General features: G+C 67.9%; 14 protein-coding genes and 1 pseudogene. 8 read left to right on the plus strand and 7 right to left on the minus strand.

The window, feature by feature from the left end; translation table 11 throughout:
- The 3 genes and pseudogenes from IEW34_RS08475 to IEW34_RS08485 form a co-directional block, all read right to left on the minus strand.
- Positions 1-324 (minus strand): annotated as a pseudogene (locus IEW34_RS08475) (VOC family protein); the annotation flags it as partial.
- Between the two features lie 23 nt (positions 325-347).
- Positions 348-1,214 (minus strand): VOC family protein, encoded by an 867-nt coding sequence (locus IEW34_RS08480; RefSeq protein ID WP_188608744.1) that lies wholly within the window; start codon positions 1,212-1,214, stop codon positions 348-350.
- 10 nt (positions 1,215-1,224) lie between these two features.
- Positions 1,225-2,511 carry an aromatic ring-hydroxylating oxygenase subunit alpha gene (locus IEW34_RS08485; protein ID WP_188608745.1) on the minus strand — a complete coding sequence of 429 codons (1,287 nt, stop codon included), beginning with the start codon at positions 2,509-2,511 and terminating at the stop codon, positions 1,225-1,227.
- 402 nt (positions 2,512-2,913) lie between these two features.
- On the opposite strand from IEW34_RS08485, the gene IEW34_RS08490 reads away from it, so the two are divergent.
- Together IEW34_RS08490 and IEW34_RS08495 are read left to right on the plus strand one after the other, a co-directional pair.
- Positions 2,914-4,419 (plus strand): AMP-binding protein, encoded by a 1,506-nt coding sequence (locus tag IEW34_RS08490; RefSeq protein WP_188608746.1) that lies wholly within the window; start codon positions 2,914-2,916, stop codon positions 4,417-4,419.
- A gap of 171 nt (positions 4,420-4,590) precedes the next feature.
- A complete protein-coding gene (locus IEW34_RS08495) occupies positions 4,591-5,826 on the plus strand; it encodes an ABC transporter substrate-binding protein (RefSeq protein WP_188608747.1) in 1,236 nt (411 codons plus the stop codon).
- 6 nt (positions 5,827-5,832) lie between these two features.
- Here the strand turns inward: IEW34_RS08495 and IEW34_RS08500 are convergent, their stop codons facing one another.
- On the minus strand, positions 5,833-6,471 hold the full coding sequence (locus tag IEW34_RS08500) for a TetR/AcrR family transcriptional regulator (protein ID WP_188608748.1): 639 nt from the start codon (positions 6,469-6,471) through the stop codon (positions 5,833-5,835).
- A 116-nt stretch (positions 6,472-6,587) separates the two neighbouring features.
- Here IEW34_RS08500 and IEW34_RS08505 point away from each other — a divergent pair, with 116 nt between their 5' ends.
- The 6 genes from IEW34_RS08505 to IEW34_RS08530 all read left to right on the plus strand — a co-directional run bounded on the left by IEW34_RS08505 (position 6,588) and on the right by IEW34_RS08530 (position 15,057).
- Positions 6,588-7,724 (plus strand): NAD(P)H-dependent flavin oxidoreductase, encoded by a 1,137-nt coding sequence (locus tag IEW34_RS08505; protein WP_188608749.1) that lies wholly within the window; start codon positions 6,588-6,590, stop codon positions 7,722-7,724.
- Between the two features lie 17 nt (positions 7,725-7,741).
- Positions 7,742-8,959: an acyl-CoA dehydrogenase family protein gene (locus IEW34_RS08510; RefSeq protein WP_188608750.1), complete on the plus strand. Its 1,218-nt coding sequence runs from the start codon at positions 7,742-7,744 to the stop codon at positions 8,957-8,959.
- Between the two features lie 46 nt (positions 8,960-9,005).
- Entirely contained in the window at positions 9,006-10,112 is a 1,107-nt protein-coding gene (locus tag IEW34_RS08515; RefSeq protein ID WP_188608751.1) for an acyl-CoA dehydrogenase family protein, read from the plus strand.
- Positions 10,113-10,429: 317 nt separating this feature from the next.
- Positions 10,430-11,239 (plus strand): TetR/AcrR family transcriptional regulator, encoded by an 810-nt coding sequence (locus IEW34_RS08520; protein WP_188608752.1) that lies wholly within the window; start codon positions 10,430-10,432, stop codon positions 11,237-11,239.
- A gap of 175 nt (positions 11,240-11,414) precedes the next feature.
- A complete protein-coding gene (locus tag IEW34_RS08525) occupies positions 11,415-12,350 on the plus strand; it encodes a DUF8686 domain-containing protein (RefSeq protein ID WP_244641921.1) in 936 nt (311 codons plus the stop codon).
- 718 nt (positions 12,351-13,068) lie between these two features.
- Positions 13,069-15,057 (plus strand): calcium-binding protein, encoded by a 1,989-nt coding sequence (locus IEW34_RS08530; protein ID WP_373288241.1) that lies wholly within the window; start codon positions 13,069-13,071, stop codon positions 15,055-15,057.
- A gap of 182 nt (positions 15,058-15,239) precedes the next feature.
- On the opposite strand, the gene IEW34_RS08535 is transcribed toward IEW34_RS08530, so the two are convergent.
- From IEW34_RS08535 to IEW34_RS08545, 3 genes are all read right to left on the minus strand, one after another.
- Complete coding sequence (locus IEW34_RS08535) at positions 15,240-18,449, minus strand: efflux RND transporter permease subunit (RefSeq protein ID WP_188608755.1); 3,210 nt, start codon at positions 18,447-18,449, stop codon at positions 15,240-15,242.
- Between the two features lie 149 nt (positions 18,450-18,598).
- Positions 18,599-19,834, minus strand: a complete 1,236-nt coding sequence (locus IEW34_RS08540; RefSeq protein WP_188608756.1) for an efflux RND transporter periplasmic adaptor subunit — start codon at positions 19,832-19,834, stop codon at positions 18,599-18,601.
- A gap of 19 nt (positions 19,835-19,853) precedes the next feature.
- A complete protein-coding gene (locus IEW34_RS08545) occupies positions 19,854-20,690 on the minus strand; it encodes an alpha/beta hydrolase fold domain-containing protein (protein ID WP_188608757.1) in 837 nt (278 codons plus the stop codon).
- Positions 20,691-20,720 lie beyond the last annotated feature (30 nt).

Below are 20,720 nucleotides of genomic sequence, written 5' to 3' on the forward strand. Positions count from 1 at the left end.
ATCCTTGAAGGCGATGAAGGCCTTCACCTTGCGCGCCGCGCACTCGCCGGCCGTGCCCGCATGCACACCGTGGCCGAGCCCCTCCAGCGTGCCCGCCGCGGCGTCGAGCTGGCCCTCGTCCTCGATCTCGAAGGCCACCGTCTGGTCCTGCGGATCGCCTTCCACATAGCAGAGCGTATGGGCCCGGTCGTCGGAGCGCAGGTAGAGCGCCTTGGCGCTGCGCTCCGCCACCTGCAAACCGAGGCAGCGGGTGGCGAACGCCTCCGCCTGCTCTAGGTCCGGCGCGCCCAGCCGCGCATAGCTGACGTCCTTGAGCTCGATCATGGCAGGGTCTCCTTGCTGTGCGCTCATCCGGCCGCGCCGGCGAGCTCGGGCACCTCGCTCGTGCTGCCCCAGGCGCACAGCGAGCCCGGCTCGGCCGCGAACTGGCGCGCCCGGTGCCGGCCCCCGTCGATGGTGGCCATGCCGTAGCCGTAGGCGAAGATCTGCCCCCCCGGCCCCTGGAAGCGCACGAACACCTGGCCGGAGGCGGCCTCGCGCCCGGGCCCGTGCAGGACGCGCACCTGATGCTCCTGGAGAAAGTAATGGCTCTGCATCACCGCATCGAAGCTCTCGACGGCGTAGGTGACGTAGACGATGCCGGGCCGGGCGGCGGGATAGAGCACGATACGGTGATGGGCGTCGTCGAACCCGAGGTAGGTGACCTCGCCGGCCCGGTCGCTCACCGCGGCGCCCAGCAGCGCGGTCCACAGCGCCGTGTCGCGGGCAAGGTCGGTGCTGCGCAGGCCGACGCAGGCGAGGCCGGTGATGGCGGCATCGCGGCTGCCGAAGTAGCGCCGGCCGCTGACGGCAGGGCGCAGCACGAGGTCGACGGCGAGCCCCTCGCCGATGGCGCAGATCAGGGCGCGGCGCACGAAGCGGCGCTCGCACTCGGCCGCCGAGGCTTCGCGGCAGCCGTAGCCGGTTTGCTCCAGGGCGCCGGCCGCCGCCTCCAGCGCGGCCTCGTCCTCCAGTTCGACGCCGAGGCTCGCGCCCCGCTCGGTGGACAGCGCCAGCGTGTGGGCCCGCGCGTCGGAGCGGAACACCACGTCGCCGCCCCGCCCCTCCCCCCGCTGCAAGCCCACGATCTCAGTCGCGAAGCGGGCGCTCGCCTCGAGGTCGTCGGTGCCCAGGCGAACGTAGCACAGCTGCACGATCCGGATCGGGTTCGGCATCGCCATCACCTCAAGCCGCTGCCTGCTTGCTCACGGTCGGCGGCGGGAACATCCGTTCGTTCCACTGGGACCAGAAGGCGCGCATCTGCAGCTCGTCGTCGGCGGCCGGCCGCTCCTTCCCCATCCCCTTCGAGATATCGTTCCACTCAGCTTCCTTGTTGTTGGCGAAGCCGCGCTGGCAGTGCTCCAGCGCCTCCACATCGTCGGGCGTCGCAAAGCCGCCGGGGCCGAGGAATTCGAGGAAGTTGAGCAGCCGGTCCTTGCGTGCCCGAGCACTCTCTCCGATCGGCGCCAGTGCCCACGCATTGATGACCATGTAATCGGCCGCGACCGGGTAATAGGTCCGCACGGTGATGGCCATGATGTCGTTGATGACCAGATTCGGGAAAATGAAGAGATTGCGGTTCATCTTGGCGATGCGGTCGGCGCGCGCCGCGCCGTGCAGCTCCACCAGACGGCCGTAAATGGTGTCGATCTCCCGGCGCCCCTCCTCGCCCCAGGCAGGAATCCACTGGGCCACCGGCCGGCCCCACGGGGCGGTGCCCTCGACGACGGCGTGACCGTTGCCGAGATCGCGCCCGTAACCCACCACGGGTACCTGCGTCGTGCCGCCGGTCGTATTCATCAAGTAGTCGAAGTAGGTGGCGTGGGTGGTGGTCGCGTGATAGCCGTCGATGCTGTTCTCGGTCAGCAGCTTCCAATTGGCCCGGATCGAATATTCCTGGGTGCCGCCGACGATCGTCATGCCTGCATCGGAATGGTCGCAGACGATATCGAGGTACTCCTTGGCGCCGGAAAGGTATTCATCGAGCGGAACGACGTGCCGGTCGAAGCAGACGAAGGCGAAGCCGCGGTAGCACTCGAAGCGCGGCACCGGCGTCATGTTCGATGTCTCGCGGGCCTTGAACCCTTCGGCATAGGAGGCCTCGCCCGGCTGGCTGCGCAGCCGGCCGTCGGCGCCGAACACCCAGCCGTGATAGAAGCACTGGAAGGACTTGGCGTTGCCTTTGCGCTCGCGGCAGACCTGGGCGCCGCGGTGCGGGCAGGTGTTGAGCAAGGCGCGCAGTTCTCCCTTGCTGTCGCGGGTGAACAGGATGTTGCGGCCGGCCACGGAGCGGGTCAGGAAATCGCCCGGCTTGGGCAGCTCCGAATCGTGGCCGAGGTAGAGCCAGCAGCGCTCGAAGATGCGCGCCTTTTCCGCCGTCCAGATGTCCGGATCGACGAAGTTGCGCCGCGCGACCTTGAAGAATTGCTGCCCCTCGTCGACCCAGATGGCCGGCTGTTCACCGCGCTCCATGATGTCCTCCCTCCTCCTTCGGCCACCCTGGGGCCGCACGCCCCGGACGGCGGGGAGCGCGACGACTGCCTCGACCGGACCGAGCGCACCGCCCGCACAACACTGGAGCAAGCCCGCCACGGCAGGCTCGCACTCGCCTTGACACCAAACTTAAAAACAATGCATCTTGTTTGTAAAGCGGTATCCGGGTCGTCGATGTACCCACGTGGACAGCTGCTCAAGCCGACCTGAATCGGCCTTTGGGAGGATTGCCCTTGCGACGTGCCCCATGGCAGGGCCCGATGGCCCCTGCGCGCCCCGGCGGACGTGCCTTGCCGCCGGCGGAGCGGCCCCTCCCCATCGCCTTCGGTCGACGGCGACAGCAATGCCGGCGTCCCCGGCGCGCGATCGCGGGATAGGCCGATGAATGCAAGTGCTCAGATCGTCGTTGCAGGTGACACGTCGGTGGCGCGCCAGACCTTGCTCGACCGGGGCCGGCGCGCGGCGACGGCCCTCGATCGCATCGGCGTGCGGGAGGACGACAGCGTCGCGCTGCTCGTCCGCAATGATCCCGTCTACTTCGAGATCTTCCAGGCCGCCAACGCCCTCGGCGCCTACGTCGTGCCCTTGAACTGGCACAATACCGTCGATGAGCTCGACTATATCTTGTCGGATGCAGCGCCGCGCGTGCTGATCGGCGAGAGCGATCTGATCGCACGGGCACGCGCCGCGATCGAGGGCCGCGTCCCCGCCTTCGCGACCGGCGAGGGAAACGCCGAGCCTGCCGCGCCGGCGCAGCCGTGGAGCGCTTTTCGCGATCGCCATGCCCCCTGGTCGGGAGCGGCGCGTGCGGCGCGCGGCACGATGATCTACACCTCGGGCACGACGGGTCGTCCGAAGGGCGTGTGCCGCGGGCCGATGACGCCGGCGCAGATACAGGCCAACGCCCGCCTCCTGCAATCGATCTACGGCACCGAGCCCGGGATGCGCGCCCTCGTGTGCGGGCCTCTCTACCACGCCTCACCCGGCGCTTTCGCGCGCCAGGCGTTCCAGCACGCCGCGCTCACCGTCTTGCAGACGACGTTCGACGCCGAGGACCTGCTGCGCACCATCGAGACCCACCGCATCAGCCATCTCACCATGGTGCCGACCATGTTCGTGCGGCTGTTGCGCCTGCCCGAGAGCGTGCGCTGCGGCTACGACATGTCCTCACTGCGCTGGGCGACGCACACCGGCGCCCCCTGCCCGCCCGAGGTGAAGCAGGCGATGATCGACTGGTGGGGCCCGGTCATTCACGAGACCTATGGCGCCACCGAGACGGGGCCCGCCGTCGGCTGCACCTCGGCCGAGTGGCTCGCCCACCGCGGCAGCGTCGGCCAACCCATGGCCGGCACGACGCTCCGCATCTACGGCGAGGGCGCGCGCGCCCTCGGAACCGGCGAGGTCGGCGAGATCTACCTGCGCACCCAAGCCTACGCCGACTTTGCCTATCACGGCTTGCCGCACGAGCGGGCGCAGGTCGAGCGTGACGGGCTGATCACCTGCGGCGACGTCGGCTACCTGGACGCGGATGGATTTCTCTACATCTGCGATCGCAAGCGCGACATGGTCATCTCCGGCGGCGTCAACATCTACCCCGCCGAGATCGAGAATGTGCTCGTCACCTGTCCCGGCGTACGGGACTGCGCTGTCTTCGGCGTGCCAGACGCTGAGTTCGGCGAGGCGCTCGTCGCAGCGGTCGAGGCGGAGCCCGGTGCCCCGCCGACGGTCGACAGGATGGTTGCTCACCTGGGCGAGCGTCTGGCGCGCTACAAGATTCCAAAAGTATTCGAGTTCCACCCGTCCCTGCCGCGCGAGGCCAGCGGCAAGCTGCTCAAACGCAAGGTCCGGCAGGCCTATCTCGATCGGCTCTCAGCCGCAGCTGCATAGGCGCGGCACTGCCCCGGTGTGGCGGTGCGGCCGGCCTCGCGCGATCGGGGCGGGCCGGTCTGCAACGGGGCAGATGCCGTCCCGGCCGCAAGAGCGCGCCCGGCCCGGTCGATACGGTCAACCAGCTCGACGTAACGCGGACGCAAGTTCCGCTGAAGGGAGGAGACGTAAATGCCGGTCAAACTTGACAGACGCGGTCTGCTGCTCGGTGCCGGCACAGCTGCGCTCTACGGCCTGGGACAGCGCACGGCGATGGCGAAGAGCTACGGCCCCGGGGTAACCGATACGGAGATCAAGCTCGGCACCACCTCCCCCTACAGCGGGCCGGCATCGGGCTTCGGCGTCTACGGACTGGCCCAAAGCGCCTATTTCGAGATGGTCAACGCCGGCGGCGGCATCAACGGGCGGAAGATCAACCTGATCTCGCTCGACAACGCCTACAATCCGCCAAAGGCGCTGGAGCAGACGCGGCGGCTGGTCGAGTCCGACAACGTCTTTGCCATCGCCGGCTTTCTCGGCACCGCGCCGAACACCTCGGTGCAGAAATATCTCAATGCCAAGGCGGTGCCGAGCCTGTTCCTCACCTCCGGCGCGGAACGTTTCAACGATCCGGCGAACTTCCCGTGGATCGTCCCGTTCTATCCGACCTATGTCGATCAGAGCGAGATCTACGCCAAGTACATCCTGCAGAGCCGGCCGAATGCGAAAATCGCGGTCCAGTTCATCAATGACGACCTGGGGCGCGATTTCGTCCGCGGCCTCAAGAAGGGGCTCGGTGCGGCGGCCTCCACGATGATCATCAAGGAGATCAGCCACGAACTGACGGAGCCGACGATCGAGCACCAGATCGTCGAGTTGCGCGCCACCGGCGCCGACGTGTTCTGCCAGTTCACCACGGCGAAGTTTGCCGCCCAAGGCATACGCAAGGCCGGCGAAATCGGCTGGAAGCCGATGTACGTGCTGGCGAGCGTCGCCTCGTCCATCGGCGCAACGCTCGTTCCGGCAGGCCTCGACAATTCCAAGGGTGTCATCACCTGTCGCTGGGAAAAAATCCCGACCGATCCGATCACGGCCGCGGACCGGGACGTGAAGGATTACAGGGCCTTCCTCGATCGCTACATGCCCAGGCACAACGTCGAGGACAACACGACCGTTCCCGGCTACATCAACGCCCATATGATCACGCAGGTACTCAGGCGGTGCGGCGACGATCTCACCCGTGAAAATCTGCTGAAGCAGGCCACTCATCTTCAGCGCGAGACGCCGCCCATGGTGATCGACGGCATCCCCGTCTACAACTCGCCGACCGACTACCTCGCCTATCACGCGCTGCAGCTCGCCCGGTTCAACGGAACGGGGTGGAGCCCGCTCGGGCCGCCGATCGCCATCGGCAGCGGTAAATCGTAACCGGTGTCAGGCCGACGGGAGGGCCAGGGCTTGGCGCACCATCTCGCAGAGCAGCGGCGGCAACTCGCGCTGCACCTCGCGCAGGTCCTCCCCGAAGCGGCCGATCGTCATGCCGCGGATGGCGCCGAGGATCAGGTTGGCGTAGGCGTCGCAATCGAGGTCGCTCCGCACCTCGCCCAAGCGCCGCGCATCGAGAAGGTCGTCGCGAAAGCCCAGCCGCCAACGCTCCAGGAAGGCATCGATCCGCGGCTGCAGCTCCGGGAAGGCGTAGCGGGCTTCGACGATGATGGTCTGCAGCGCGGCCGCGCCGTCGGGGATGGTCCGGGCGCCGATGATGTAGGCTTCGGCCCGCGCCTTGAGTGCATCGAGGCCCCGCCGCCCGCCGGTCATCGACGCCACCGTCGTCTCGCACCACCGGTCCATCGCGGCGAGCAAGGTGTCGACCAGGCCGAACTTGCTGCCGTAGCGGACGACGGGAAGACCGCTGCTGTATCCAGCCCTCACCCCGATCTCGGCCAGCGTCGTCGCATGCAGGCCGCGGCGGCCGATCAGATAAGCTGCCGCCCGCAACATGCGCCGGTCGGATTGTTCACGGCGCGCGGCCTGGGTTCGGCGCCTGAGCGGCTGGGTATCGACCTGTGTCATTGGCAAATCCTAGCATTTGCCGCGCCCCGCGACAGCTCCATCTACTTGCTTTCTAGAAACTAAGTTTATAGCATTCGGGCAAGGCTCGCGGCGGCGACGAGCCAAGGGAGAGACGCATGAGGACCCCCGTCTGCGATCTGCTTGGCGTCGACTTCCCGCTGTTCGCCTTCAGCCATTGCCGGGACGTGGTCGTCGCGGTCAGCAAGGCCGGCGGCTTCGGCGTGCTTGGCGCCGTCGGCTACAGCCCCGACGAGCTGGAAGCGGAGCTGCGCTGGATCGATGACAGGGTCGGCGGCCGGCCCTACGGCATCGATCTCGCCATTCCCGAGAACATGTCCGTCAAATACGAGCAGGGCCTCACCAGCAGCAGCCTCAAGCAGCGCATCCCGCCGCAGCATCACGCCTTCGTCGACGCCCTGCTGCGCCGGCACGGCATCGACCCGTATTCCGCCGCCCCCTCGGACGAGGATCGGGCGGTCGGCCTCATGCATGACACGGCCGAGAGGTGCATGGACGTGGCGTTCCGGCACCCGATCCGTTTCATCGTCCAGGCGCTCGGCCTGCCGCCGCAGTCGATGATCGATCGCGGGCGCGCCGCCGGCGTCCCGGTCGGCGCGCTGGTCGGATCGGCCGAGCATGCGATCCGCCAGGTGGAGATGGGCGTCGACGTCATCGTCGCCCAAGGCACCGAGGCGGGCGGCCATTGCGGCGAGGTGTCGACCATGGTGCTGGTGCCCGAGGTCATCCGGGCCGTCGCCGGGGTCGGCGCCAAGCACACGCCCGTGCTCGCCGCAGGCGGGATCGTATCCGGCCGCCAGATGGCGGCGGCCATGACCATGGGGGCGGACGGGGCCTGGACGGGTTCGGTCTGGCTGCCGACCGTCGAATCCGAAATCTCCCAGGTCATGCGCGAGAAATTCCTCGCGGCGCGCTCGCGCGACACGGTCCGTTCGCGTGCGAGTTCCGGCAAGCTCGCGCGGCAGCTCCGCTCGGCCTGGACCGAAGCCTGGGAGCAGCCCGACAGCCCCGGCTATTTGCAGATGCCGTTCCAGCCGATGCTGACGGCCGCCGTTATGCAGCGGGCCACCAAAGCGGCCGAAGCCGGCAGCGAGAGCGCCCGTCAGCTCGTCAACTATTACGTGGGCCAGGGGGTCGGACTACTGGACGACATCAAGTCGGCCCGCACCGTCGTCCAGGAATTCATGGAAGATTACGCCGCAGCACTCGAGCGCGTGCAGACCCTGTCCGCCTAAACCGACGAGAGGCCACCATGGACTTCAACCTTCCCGGCGAAGACGACCCCCGTCGCCGCGAGATTCGCGCCTGGCTCGAGGCCAACCCTAGTCCCACCTACCGCCAACTGGCCGAGCGGGGCTGGACGGCGCCCAACTGGCCGGCGCCGTGGGGCCTGTCGGCAGGGCCGGAGCTGGTCGTCATGCTGGACGAGGAGCTCGAGCGGGCCGGCATCCGCCACCCTCATCAGCTCAACGCGATCGCTCTCAATCAATGCGGCCAGTCGCTGCTGACATGGGGCACGGAGGAGCAGCGGCAGCGCTTCCTGCCGCCAGCACTCGCCTGCGAGGAGCGATGGTGCATGCTGTTCAGCGAGCCGTCCGGTGGCTCGGACCTCGGCAACCTGCGCACCACCGCGCGCCGGGTCGGCGACGACTACGTCATCAACGGCCAGAAGATCTGGAATTCCCATGCCGACATCTCGCAGATCGGCGTCATCATCGTGCGCACCGACAGCGCGGTACCCAAGCACAAGGGTCTGTCCGTCTTCATCCTCGACATGAAGACCCCCGGCGTGACCGTGCGACCGATCGTCGACATGAGCGGCGAGGTGAACGAATACAACGAGGTGTTTCTCGAGGACGTGCGGGTACCGGCTGCCCACCGGCTCGGCCAGGAGGGCGACGGCTGGCGCATCGTGGTCGAGCAGCTGCAGACGGAACGCCAGGGCATGACGATGCCAGGCGCCGTCTGGGGCTCCGGCCCCACGGCGCGCGAACTCCTCGACGGGCTGATCAGGACCGGCCGCATCAAGAACCCGCTGATCCGCGACGACGCGGCCAAGCTGTTCATCGAGGGCGAGCTGCTGCGCCTGCTCACCTACCGGCACCTGAGCAACAAGATCAACGGCAAGCCCGCGGGCGTCGAAGGCAACCTTGGCAAGATGATCGCCTCCCCGCACGGCCAGCGCCTCAGTGACCTTGCCAAGCGCAGCCAGGGCGCTGCCGGCATGGTCAAGAACAGGGACGTGCTGCCGCTGCCCGACAAGCACTACGGCCTGTTCGACAACTGGGACTACGCCTACTGGTTCAGCCCTGCGGCGACCCTCGGCGTCGGCACGCAGGAGATTCTCAAGAACACCGTCGCCGAACGCATCCTCGGCTTGCCGCGGGATCTGGATCCGACGGCGGCTACCCCCTTCAACCAGATCAACAGGCCGCAGGTGGCGCCCGCGCGCCTGGCCGCCGAGCGGTAGCGGTCCGGCGAGCGCCACAGCCACCACGTTCCGAGGGAGACGCTCCGTGAACTTTACGCTCAGTGACGACCACCTGGAGCTGCGGGATGCAGCGCAAACCTTCCTCGACAAGGAAGTCGACCTGAGGCCCCTGCTCGTCCCCGGCGCCACCGCCACCGACGCCGGCTATGACACGCTCTGGCGCAAGATCGCCGAGCTCGGCTGGCCGTCGCTCATCGTGCCTGAGACCTACGGCGGCCTCGGCATGAGCTACATCGACCTTGCCATGGTCGTGGGCGAGATGGGCCGCACATTGGCGCCCTGCCCCTTCTTCGGCACGCTCGCCGGCACCTGGGCGATACTCCGGGCCGGTTCGGAGGACCAGCGCGCGCGGCTGCTCGGCCGCGTCGCCGGCGGCGAGGCCAAGCTCGCTTTGGCCTTGACGAGCATGGACGGCGCCATAGGCGAGAGCGTCGCGGCCACGGCCGACGGCAGCAATCACCGGCTGACGGGAACGGCCTGGTACGTCGTGGATGCGGCCGCCGCCGATCAGATCGTCGTGGCCGCCCGCCTCGACGGACGGCTGAAATTCTTCGTGGTCGAGGCCAAGGCCGCGGGCGTCGCGATCGCCCTGCTCGATTGGCGCGACATCACGCGCCAGGTCGGCACCGTCACGCTCACGGGCGCGCTCGGCGAGCTGCTGACGGGCAGCGACGACCAGACCTGGCCCTGGGTGCGCGATCGCCTCTATCTCACCCTCGCCGCCGAAAGCGCTGCCGGGACTCGCGTGGTGCTGGACGACGCTGTGACCTACGCCAAGGAGCGCATGGCCTTCGGCCGCCCGCTCGGCGCCTTCCAGGCAATCAAGCACCAGCTCGCCGAGCTCGCCGGCCAGGCGGAGTGCGCGACTGCGGCGGTGCACTACGCCGCCTGGGCACTCACTGAGGACGATGCACGAGCTCCCCTGGCAGCGGCCATGGCCCAAAGCTACGCCAGCGACGCCTATCGCGACGCGACCTACCGGAACGTCCAGGTATTCGGCGCCATCGGCTTCACCTGGGAGATGAAGAACCACCTCTATTACAAGCGGGCGCGCTGCAACGCCGAGCTGCTCGGGCCGCCGGCGCAGCAACGGGAGGAGGTCATCCAGCTGCTCGAGCGTCAAGCGGCTTGAGATAGGCCCCCGCGCGAACGGCCGCCGGCGTCCAAATCGGTTTGGCGACTGCTCTTGCGCTTTCCCGACAGCCGCGGACAGGGCGAAGAGCTGAACGGGTGGACTATTGGCGGGCCAACATCATCCAAGCTAAGGCAATGTGAAGGCCTGATATTTCACTTGTCCGGGATGAGCGAGCGGCTCGCGCCGGCTGGCGTGCGGGCGAGCCGCCGCTCAGATGACATTTGCAGGCGACCTCCTGATTTGGCATCAGGGGGCGAACCGCCGCGGCGGGTGTATGATGCTTGGCCGCCGCTGACCCGCGGCGGCCGCCGGGAATGTCGATGCCGAAGTCTGGGACCGTGTCGGAGAAGCCTGTTCCCCCCTCCCGGTCGGTCGACCCCGCCAGACGTATCGAGAACGGTTCCAAATCCGGGGGAACGCCCCCCGGGGCGCCGGCGGCGCGTACCCGCAAGCGCCGCCGGACCCAGGCGGAGCGCAGCGAGGCGACACAGAAGAAGCTGCTGGATGCGGCGGTGCGGCTGCTGCGCCAGAGTGGCTTCGGCGGGCTGCGCACCAGCAAGGTGGCGGAACTCGCAGGCGTCTCCGAGGGCGCGCAATTGCATCACTTCCCGACCAAGCGGGACCTGTTCGTTGCCGCCCTGAACCATCTCAACCAGAATTTTGCCGCTCACAGCCGGCAACTGGCCAAACAGGCGGAGGCATCGCGGGACCCGATCGCGAGCATCATCGACGACGCGCACCACTTCTTCTTCAGCGATTTCTTCTTCGTTGAGCTGGCGGTGGCGATGGGCGACGCCGACATTCGCGACGTGCGCCGCGAGGCGTACGAAGCGTCCCGCACCAGCCGGTTCGCGGTCGAGGCGGCGTGGCTGGACGCGCTCGTCGCCCACGGCATTCAGCCCGACATCGCCGGTGATGTGCTGACCCTGACGATCAGCATCGTCCGCGGCTTCGCCGTCCGCTCCTTCCTCGACAACGATCAGGAGCGCTTCTCCCAACTCTATCGGGTCTGGCGGGAGATCGTCGGCAGCTATCTGGCGAGGCATGGTGCCACGGAGATCGGGCGGCGCGACGACATGCAGGCGGGCGTGCCGCATCGTGCGCGCTCCGCTCGGAGCCGATAGGTCTCGCAAAGCGGCAACGCGATGATCGTGAACCGAGGCGCCGACGGGCCCAGCATGGCTACACATCGCGCCGTGCACACGGCATCGGCCTCCTCGGGGTTAGCGCATGCCAGGCTCGCCGCGAGATGATAAGCGGAGCCCGGCGGCCTCAATCCGCAACGGACGGCATGACGTGATGGAAAGTGCGACGCGCGAAGCCGCGAGCGAAGAGCCTGAGGAGGAAGCCCCGCCCGCCGCGGCGGACAAGCCCGCTCGCCGCAGGCTGCGGCGCGGCCTTCTGCTCGTCGCACTCTTGGTGCTCTGCGCCGTCGGCTACGGTCTAGTGCTCCAGCGCTTCGATATTTCGGAAGTGCCGATCGAGGCGCAATTCGGAGCCCCGATCGATGAGGCCGGTCTCGTTCTCTCCTTGCTGCCCGTTGCCATCGACTCGACCCAGGAGACGATGCAGATCCGGATCAGCGTGACGCCGCCGCCCTCGCCAAGCGGTCCGCGTGCCGCCATCGCAACGCGCGACCTCACGCTCAGGCTGCACCGCGACACCTTCGTCGAGCATATCCCGATCCGGGCGCAACAGCCGCTTCCCGAGTTGACCCGCAACTTCGACCTCAATGATGGCAGCATCCGCTTCTATCCCGTCGATCGCTTCTCCGCTTCGGTGCACCTGAGCGTCGTGGAGAAGGGGCCCGGCGGCAGCGAGCGTGCACTGCCCCTTCACGTCAAGATGTGGGAGGGCATCCTCGGCTTCACCGTTCACGGCGAACAGGCGGCGCCCATCGATCCGCGGGATCTCAACTTGAGCTTCAGCGTCCGGCGGACCGGCGCGGTCAAGTTCTTCAGCATCACCATCTACGCGGCCATGGTCGTTCTCACCCTGTGTGCCCTTTCCATCGGAAGCCTCGTCTTCATCGGCTTCCGCAAGATCGAAGCGACGTTGGTCGGGGCCATGGGCGCCATGGTCTTTGCGCTGCCGGCGCTGCGCAACGCGTTGCCCGGCGCCCCTCCCCTGGGCATCCGCGCCGACGTGCTGGTGTTCTTCTGGGCCGAGATCGGCGCCGTCGTGGCGCTCTCGCTGTTCATTGCCGCCTGGGTCCGTCGCGGCTCGCGGCCGTAGGCGGCAGGCAGGGCATCCCGCGCGACCTGGCCAGCGACGTCCTGACTGCCAACGATCAGCACCGTCCGCAGCTTCGCCGTCCGCTCCTTCCTCGACGACGATCCGCGGCGCTTCGCGCGGCTCGACCGGGGTCGTGCAGGAGCCCGTCTCCGACGCGCACAAGGCAGACTGCTAGCTTGGCGAAGGAGCCGACCGGACAGGCTCAGCCGCTGACTAGCCCTGTCGCGGTTCATCGCGGTCTGGATCGGCTGCGATTCGCGTCCGCGAGAGCGGCAGCTGAGACCGTGAAGATCATCCACCGCAGCCGGTGGAAGCGGCCCCGCTCGCCCGACTGTGACTGAGTTGCCGCACGGATCGCTCACGGCAATCGCTACGCGAACTCTGCCTTGACGGCAACTCGCGGCCCGATATGGTCCCGATCCTTCCTGGAACACGGAAGGGTCGCGTCGACGCCGATTAGCGCGGAACGTAAATATCCTGGAATATTTCAAATGCCGGCGGAGATAGATTTAATACGTTACCATTATTCTGGATAAGACAGTATACTAAAGTATTAATTTTTGTCATGTTGAAGTCGATAAAAATCACGTTTACCAAAAACTCATGGGCACCGCTTTGGACAACCGTCGCGTCGGTAAGTGCCTAATCTGCCAGGAGCCAGATTTTGCCCGCAACAGTTGAAGAAGTCCACACCACTCGCGCGATCGCGGCCGCTGATGTGGTCGTTAGCGAGCAGTATGGCTATACCCTTTTTGTCGCACGGCTGGACAAGGCTGCGACTACGGCGACGACCATCGCCTACACGACCGTCGACGGGACTGCGAAGGCAGGTGTGGACTACGGGGCCACATCGGGTATCTTCACTATTCCTGCGGGTTCGATGGGTGCTGATGTATTCATTCCGATCATCAGTGATGAACTCAAGGAAGAAGATGAGACATTTGAGATAATTCTTTCGGATGCGAGCGGCGCCCAGTTCCCGGACGGGGCCACGACATTGAAGGCAACGGTCACGATCCGCGACGACGATAGACTCGTCGGTGGCGATGGGGACGACACGATCTATGGCAGCGCTTGGGGCGACACGGTCACCGGCGGGGGAGGCAATGACGTCCTCTATGGCGGCGTTGGCGATGATACCCTCGAGGGCGGGGACGGCGACGATGCCCTTTATGGCGGGGGCGGCATTGACAGGCTCTACGGCGGCGGCGGCGGCGATTTGGTCGATGCAGCTGATGGCTGGCGCTACGGCGGCGACGGCGATGATGTCATCGGAGGAGCCGATGGCTGGCGCTATGGCGGAGCCGGCGACGATGTCATCGTAGGAGCCGATGGCTATCGCCATGGCGGAGCCGGCGACGACCTCATCGGAGGAGCCAATGGCTATCGCTATGGTGACGATGGCAACGATACCCTGTGGGGCACCAACGGCTACTTCGACGGTGGAAACGGCTTCGACTTCATCACCTACGACTTTGCCTCCGCGGCGGTCTCGGCTGAGCTGGGGGGATTCGGTGAGATCGGCCCCTTGGGAACGGGGCAGTTCCTGCACCACATCGAGAACATCGAAGGTCTCATCGGTTCGAAGTTCGACGATCAATTGATCGGTGACGCGGCCGACAACCAGCTGCTCGGCAACGATGGCAACGATACGCTCTCGGGCGGAAACGGCAGCGACGTGCTGAGCGGCGACAACGGCCGCGACACGCTCCTGGGCGGAGCCGGCGCCGACGAATTGGACGGCGGCGAAGGCACCGACTACGCCGTTTACGACACCTCGATGGCCGCGGTCTCGATCCGCCTCGACCTCGGCACGGGCGCGGGCGGCGATGCGGCGGGTGACACGCTGGTCAACATCGAGGGGCTGGTGGGCTCGGCCTTCGCCGATACCCTGATCGGCAACGACGGCGCCAACACGCTGGTCGGCAACGATGGGGCCGACACGCTCCAGGGCCTTGGCGGCGCCGATGCCATGGCCGGTGGCAACGGCGACGACATCCTGCTCGGCAACGACGGCGGCGACGCCATGGACGGCGGCGTCGGGCAGGACTTCATCTCCGGCGACGGCAGCAACGACACGCTGCTCGGCGGCATCGGCGACGATTTCGTGCGCGGTGGCAGCGACGGCGACTGGCTCGACGGCGGCGCCGGGCTCGACTTCGCGCTCTACGACACCTCCGCGGCGGGCATCGCCATCCGCCTCGACATCGGCGCCGGCCTCGGCGGCGATGCCACCGGCGACACGCTGAGGGGAATCGAGGGGGTGGTCGGTTCGAGCTTCGACGACGCGCTGCTCGGGAGCATCGGCAACGACCAGCTGCTCGGCGGCGACGGCGCCGACACCCTGGCCGGCGTTGCCGGCAACGACCTGCTGAGCGGCGGCGGCGGCAGCGACCTGCTGCTGGGCGACATGGGCGCCGACGTGCTGACCGGGGGCGCCGGCGCCGACACCCTCATCGGCGGCGCCGGCGCCGACATTTTCTACCTCGCCGCCGCCGACAACGCGGTGGGGATCTTCGACGTCGTCACCGACTTCCAGGCCGGCGAGGACCTGATCTACCTGCAAGGCTGGAACCCGGCCACGCTGGCCGCCGTCGACGTCGACGGCAACGCCGTGCTGACCACCACCGACTCCGGCTACATGACCGGCGTCGTCTTCGTCGGCGCCACCGCGGCTCAAGTCATGGATCAGGTGCTGCTGCTCTGAGCCGAGGGCGGCCGCGGAGGTGCCGGCGCGGCGCGGGGGCGGTTCCCGGAAGGGCACGGCTAGGCCCCCGCGTGCGCCACCACCTTTCCGATGCGTGCGCTGCCCCCACGATGCCCCTGCTCGCCCGGCCGGCAGCCACCCGGCGGCCGCGACGATCCGCCGGTCCGTCCACGGTCCTGCCCTCACGCGTGCTCAAGCTCCCGCGTCGGCGCATGGGGTGCGACCACCGGCGCGTGGCTCGCGTCTCCATGCTGCGTGAGCGGCCGGTTGCCGGTGAGGCGCCGGAGCAGCACGTAGAACACCGGCGTCAGGATCAGGCCGAAGGCGGTGACGCCGATCATCCCGAAGAACACGGCTACGCCCATGGCCTGGCGCATCTCGGCGCCCGCGCCGGTGGACAGCACCAGGGGCAGCACGCCCATCACGAAGGCAAGCGACGTCATCAGGATCGGCCGCAGCCTGAGCCGGCTCGCCTCGATCGCCGCGGCGACCGGCGAGCGCCCCGCGAACTCGAGTTCGCGTGCGAACTCGACGATGAGGATGGCGTTCTTGGCCGAGAGCCCCACCAGCACGATCAGGCCGATCTGGGTGAAGACGTTGTTGTCGCCCCGCGTCAACCAGACGCCGGTCATGGCGGCGAGCAGCCCCATGGGCACGATCAGGATGATGGCGATGGGCAGGGTCAGGCTCTCGTACTGCGCCGCCAGCACCAGGAACACCAGCAACAGCGCCAGGGGGAACACCCAGATCGCGGAATTGCCGGCGATGAACTCCTGATAGGTCAGCTCGGTCCATTCGAAGTCGAAGCCCTTCGGCAGCGTCTCGGCCGCAATGCGCGCAGCCGCGGCCTGCGCCTGGCCCGACGAGAAGCCGGGTGCGGCGTTGGCGTTGATATCCGACGCCAGGAAGCCGTTGTAGCGCATGGCCCGCTCCGGGCCGGAGCTGGAGCGCACCTTCAGCAGTGCCGACAGCGGCACCATCTCGCCCGATGCGGCACGCACCTTGAGCTGGCCGATGTCGTCGGCCCGCGCCCGGAATTTGGCGTCGCCCTGCACCCGCACCGAGTAGGTGCGCCCGAATTTGTTGAAGTCGTTGACGTAGTAAGAGCCGAGATAGATCTGCAACGTATCGAAGACATCGGTCACAGGGATTCCGAGCTGGCGCGCCTTGGTGCGGTCGATGTCGGCGGTGAGCTGCGGCACGTTCACCTGGAAGCTGGAGAACAGGCCGGCGAGCTCGGGGGCCTGGTTTGCCTTGGCCATGAAGGCCTTGGTGGCCTGGTCGAGCGCCTCATAGCCCAGGCCCGCCCGGTCCTCGATCTGCAATTTGAAGCCGCCGATGGTGCCGAGCCCCTGCACCGGCGGCGGCGGGAACATGGCGATGAAGGCCTCCTGGACGGCCCCGAACTTCTGGTTGAGCTGCTGGGCGATCGCCGGCCCGCTGAGCTCCGGCGTCTTGCGCTCCTCGAACGGCTTCAGTCCGGCAAAGACGATGCCGGAGTTGGAGCTGTTGGTGAAGCCGTTGATCGACAGGCCCGGGAAGGCGATGGCGTTCTCGACGCCCGGCTGGGCGAGCGCGATGTCGCTCATGCGGCGGATCACCTCCTCGGTCCGGTCGAGCGTGGCGCCGTCGGGCAGCTGGGCGAAGCCCACCAGATACTGCTTGTCCTGCGCCGGCACGAAGCCGCCGGGAACCTGCTTGAACAGCACCACGGTAACCCCGACGAGCGCGATGTAGACGCCCATGACCACGGTCTTGCGCGAGATCGCCCCGCGCACGCCCTTTCCGTAGACCCCGGAGGCGCGCGCGAAGGCGCGGTTGAAGCGGCGGAAGAACCAGCCGAGCAGTCTGTCGAGCAGGCGGGTGAGCCCGTCCTTGGGCTCGTCGTGGCCCTTCAGCAGCAGGGCCGCCAGCGCCGGCGACAGGGTGAGCGAGTTTATGGCCGAGATCACCGTCGAGATGGCGATGGTGAGCGCGAACTGCTTGTAGAACTGCCCGGTCAAGCCGCTGATGAAGGCGAGCGGCACGAAGACGGCGACCAGCACCAGGGCGATGGCGATGATCGGGCCGGAGACCTCCCGCATGGCCTGGTAGGTCGCCTCGCGCGGCGCCAGGCCCGCCTCGATGTTGCGCTCCACGTTCTCCACCACGACGATGGCATCGTCGACGACGATGCCGATGGCAAGCACCAGCCCGAACAGGGTGAGGGCGTTGATGGAAAAGCCGAAGACGTGCATCACCGCGAAGGTGCCGATGATCGACACCGGCACGGCGAGCAGCGGGATGATCGAGGCGCGCCACGTCTGCAGGAACAGGATGACGACGAGCACCACCAGCGCCACCGCTTCCAGCAGCGTGTGGATGACCGCTTCGATGGAAGCCCGTACGAACTGGGTCGGGTCGTAGACGATCGAATAGTCGACGCCCTCGGGCATGTTCTTCTTGAGTTCCGCCATGGTGCGGCGGACCTCGTTGGAGATCTGGATGGCGTTGGAGCCAGGCGCCTGGAAGATCGGGATCGCCACCGCGGACTTGTTGTCGAGCAGTGAGCGCAGGGCGTACTCGGCGGCGCCCAGCTCGATGCGGGCGACGTCACGCAGGCGGGTGATCTCGCCGCCGGCGCCGGTCTTGACGACGATGTCGCCGAACTCCTCCTCGCTCGCCAGGCGGCCTTGCGCGTTGATGGACAGCTGCAGGTCGAGGCCCGGCACGCTGGGCGAGGCGCCGACGACGCCGGCGGCCGCCTCCACGTTCTGGGCCTGGATCTCCCGGACGATATCGCCGGCCGACAGTCCATGCTCGGCCACGCGCTGCGCGTCGAGCCAGACGCGCATGGAATAGTCGCCGGAGCCGAACAGCTGCACCTGGCCGACGCCGTCGAGCCGCGCCAGGCGATCCTTGACGTTCAGCACCGCGTAGTTGCGCAAATAGGTCATGTCGTAGCGCCCGTTGGGCGACAGCAGGTGCACGACCATGGTGAGATCGGGCGCACTCTTGATCGTGGTGATGCCGAGCTGGCGCACCACGGCCGGCAGCCGCGGCTCCGCCTGGCTGACGCGGTTCTGCACCAGTTGCTGGGCCTTGTCGGGATCGGTGCCGAGCTTGAAGGTCACCGTCAGCGTCATCAGCCCGTCGGTCGTCGCCTGACTGGACATGTAGAGCATGTCCTCGACGCCGTTGATCTGCTCTTCGATCGGCGTCGCCACCGTCTCGACAATGACCTTCGGATTGGCGCCGGGGTACTGCGCGCGCACCACGACCTGGGGCGGCACCACTTCCGGATACTCCGAGATCGGCATCACGCGGAGCGCCAGAAGGCCCCCGAGGAAGATAAGGACCGAAAGAACGCCGGCGAAAATCGGCCGGTCGATGAAGAATTTCGAGAGGTTCATGGCGCGGCCTCGAGCTGCGAAGGTGGCGTAAGCAGAGCTTCCCCGTTCGCAGCGCTGACCGGCGCTGCGTCGATGGCTGCTTCACGCAGGCAGAATTCGGCGGACGACTTGCCGCTGGGCCCGTCGTCCGCTCGCTTAGTTGTTCGACGCTAGCGCTGGGCGACGGTGGTCGGCTTGGCCGCCGCGGCGAAGCGGGCATCCATCGCCACCATCTGCGGGTTCACCAGCGCGCCGGGGCGCACGCGTTGCAAGCCGTTGACGACGATGCGCTCGCCCGGCTTGAGTCCGGCGGTGATGGCACGCAGGCCGTCGATGGGGGCGCCGAGGGTCACCTCGCGGTAGACGGCCTTATGATCGTCGCCGACGACGAGCACGAAGCGCTTGTTCTGGTCGGTGCCGATGGCGCGCTCGTCGACCAGCAGCATGGGCTCGGTTTTGGGCTGGCCCATACGCAGGCGGGCGAACTGGCCGGGGATCAGCTGCCCGTCCGGATTGTCGAAGAGGGCGCGGACACGGATGGTGCCGTTGCGCGCATCGACCTGGTTGTCGATGAGCTGCAGCTTGCCGCGATAGGGCGTGCCGTCGGTGGCGGCTGTGCCCATCTCGACCGGAATGCGGGCGACGGCCAGGTGGGGGTCGGCCGGGTGCGCGCCGGCCTGGCCGACGAGCGTCCGCAGGGCGCGCGCCACCACGTCCTCATCGGCGCTGAAGCTGGCATAGATCGGGTTGATCGAGACCAGACTGGTCAACACGGGGGCCCCGGCGCCGGCATCGACGAGATTGCCGACCGTCACCTCGATGCGCCCGACGCGCCCCGAGACGGGCGCCCGCACCTGGGTGTATCCCAGGTTGAGCCGGGTCGTCTGCAGGGCAGCCTCCGCGCCGCGCACATTGGCGGCCGCCTCACGTGCCGCATTCTCGCGCTGGTCGATTTCGCGCGGCGTGACGATACGGGCGCCGAGCAGTTGCTGACCGCGATCGAGGTCGCTCTTCGTCAGCGTCACGCGCGCCTTGGCCGCGACGAGTTGCGCCTCCGCCCTGTCGACCTCGGCGGCGTAGGGGGCCGGATCGATGGTGAACAAGAGGTCACCCTGCTTGACCAGGGCGCCCTCGCGGAAATGCACCGCCTGCACCGCGCCGGCGACGCGCGGCCGGACCTCGACCCGGTCTATCGCCTCCAGGCGGCCCGAGAATTCGCTCCAGGTCACGGCGTCACGCCGCTCGACCACGGCGACCGAGACCGGCGTCGCCGGCTCGGCCTTGGTGGCGGGCTCCTCGGCGGTGGCGACGGCGACGGGCGAGGCGATAAATTGGGCTGCGCCGAAGCTCGCCGCCAGCACGGCCGCGAGTGCGGCGCTACGTCGGAAACGGGAGTTGGTTGTCATGGGATCGGGCTCCGTTCGGTCAGGCCCCAGCGGCCGCCGCGGAGCGGCGGGGCGTGGGGACAATGCTCTTGAAGAACTCAACGAAACTTTCGCGCAGCCGATCGGCGAACGGCGCCGCCGTCAGCGACGGCGCGCGCAGCGAGGAGGGCCAGCCGGTAGGGGCGGCGAACTCCTCCTGCCGGGCCGGGACACCGGCCTGGCGCAAGCGTTCGGCATAGGCCTGGCACTCGTCCCGCATGGGATCGTCGGCCGCGGTGACGAGGAGCGCCGGCGCCACGCCCCCGAGACGGGAGGCATTGCTGGGAGCGGCATATGGGTGGGCGGCCCGCTCGGGGGCGCCGAGATAGGCGTCCCAGCCGTCGGCCCAACAGCAGCCCACGGGGCCGGCATCGGCCATGCGCAGGGAGCGCGTGCCCAAGCAGGGGTCGAGCATCGGCCCGACGAGGATCTGGCCGGCAAGCTGGGGCCCCTGCCGGTCGCGGGTGACGAGGGCGAGGGCTGCGGCAAGATTGCCGCCGGCCTCCTCGCCGGCGACGACGAGGCGCGACGAACGACGGCCGATGCGCCCGCGCAGGCGATCGAGCATCTTCAACACCATGAAGAGATGCTCCAGGGCCTGGGGAAACGGATGGCGCGGCGCCAGCGGGTAGTCGGCCGACAGGACGTGGGCGCCCGCCTCGGCGATCAGCCGAGCGATGCCGTCGGCCTCGGCGGCCGAGCCTCCGACGAAGCAGCCGCCGTGCACGTGCAGCACGACCGGAGCGGTTGATTTGGCGCTGCCGCTGGGCTGATGCAGGCGCGCGCCGACGGGGATGCCGTCGACGATCAGCTCTTCATCGGTGGACGTGATCATCATGGCCCGGCTCTCGTCCCACCCGCGACCATT

It is taken from the genome of Chelatococcus reniformis (assembly GCF_014640075.1).
Lineage (GTDB): Bacteria > Pseudomonadota > Alphaproteobacteria > Rhizobiales > Beijerinckiaceae > Camelimonas > Camelimonas reniformis.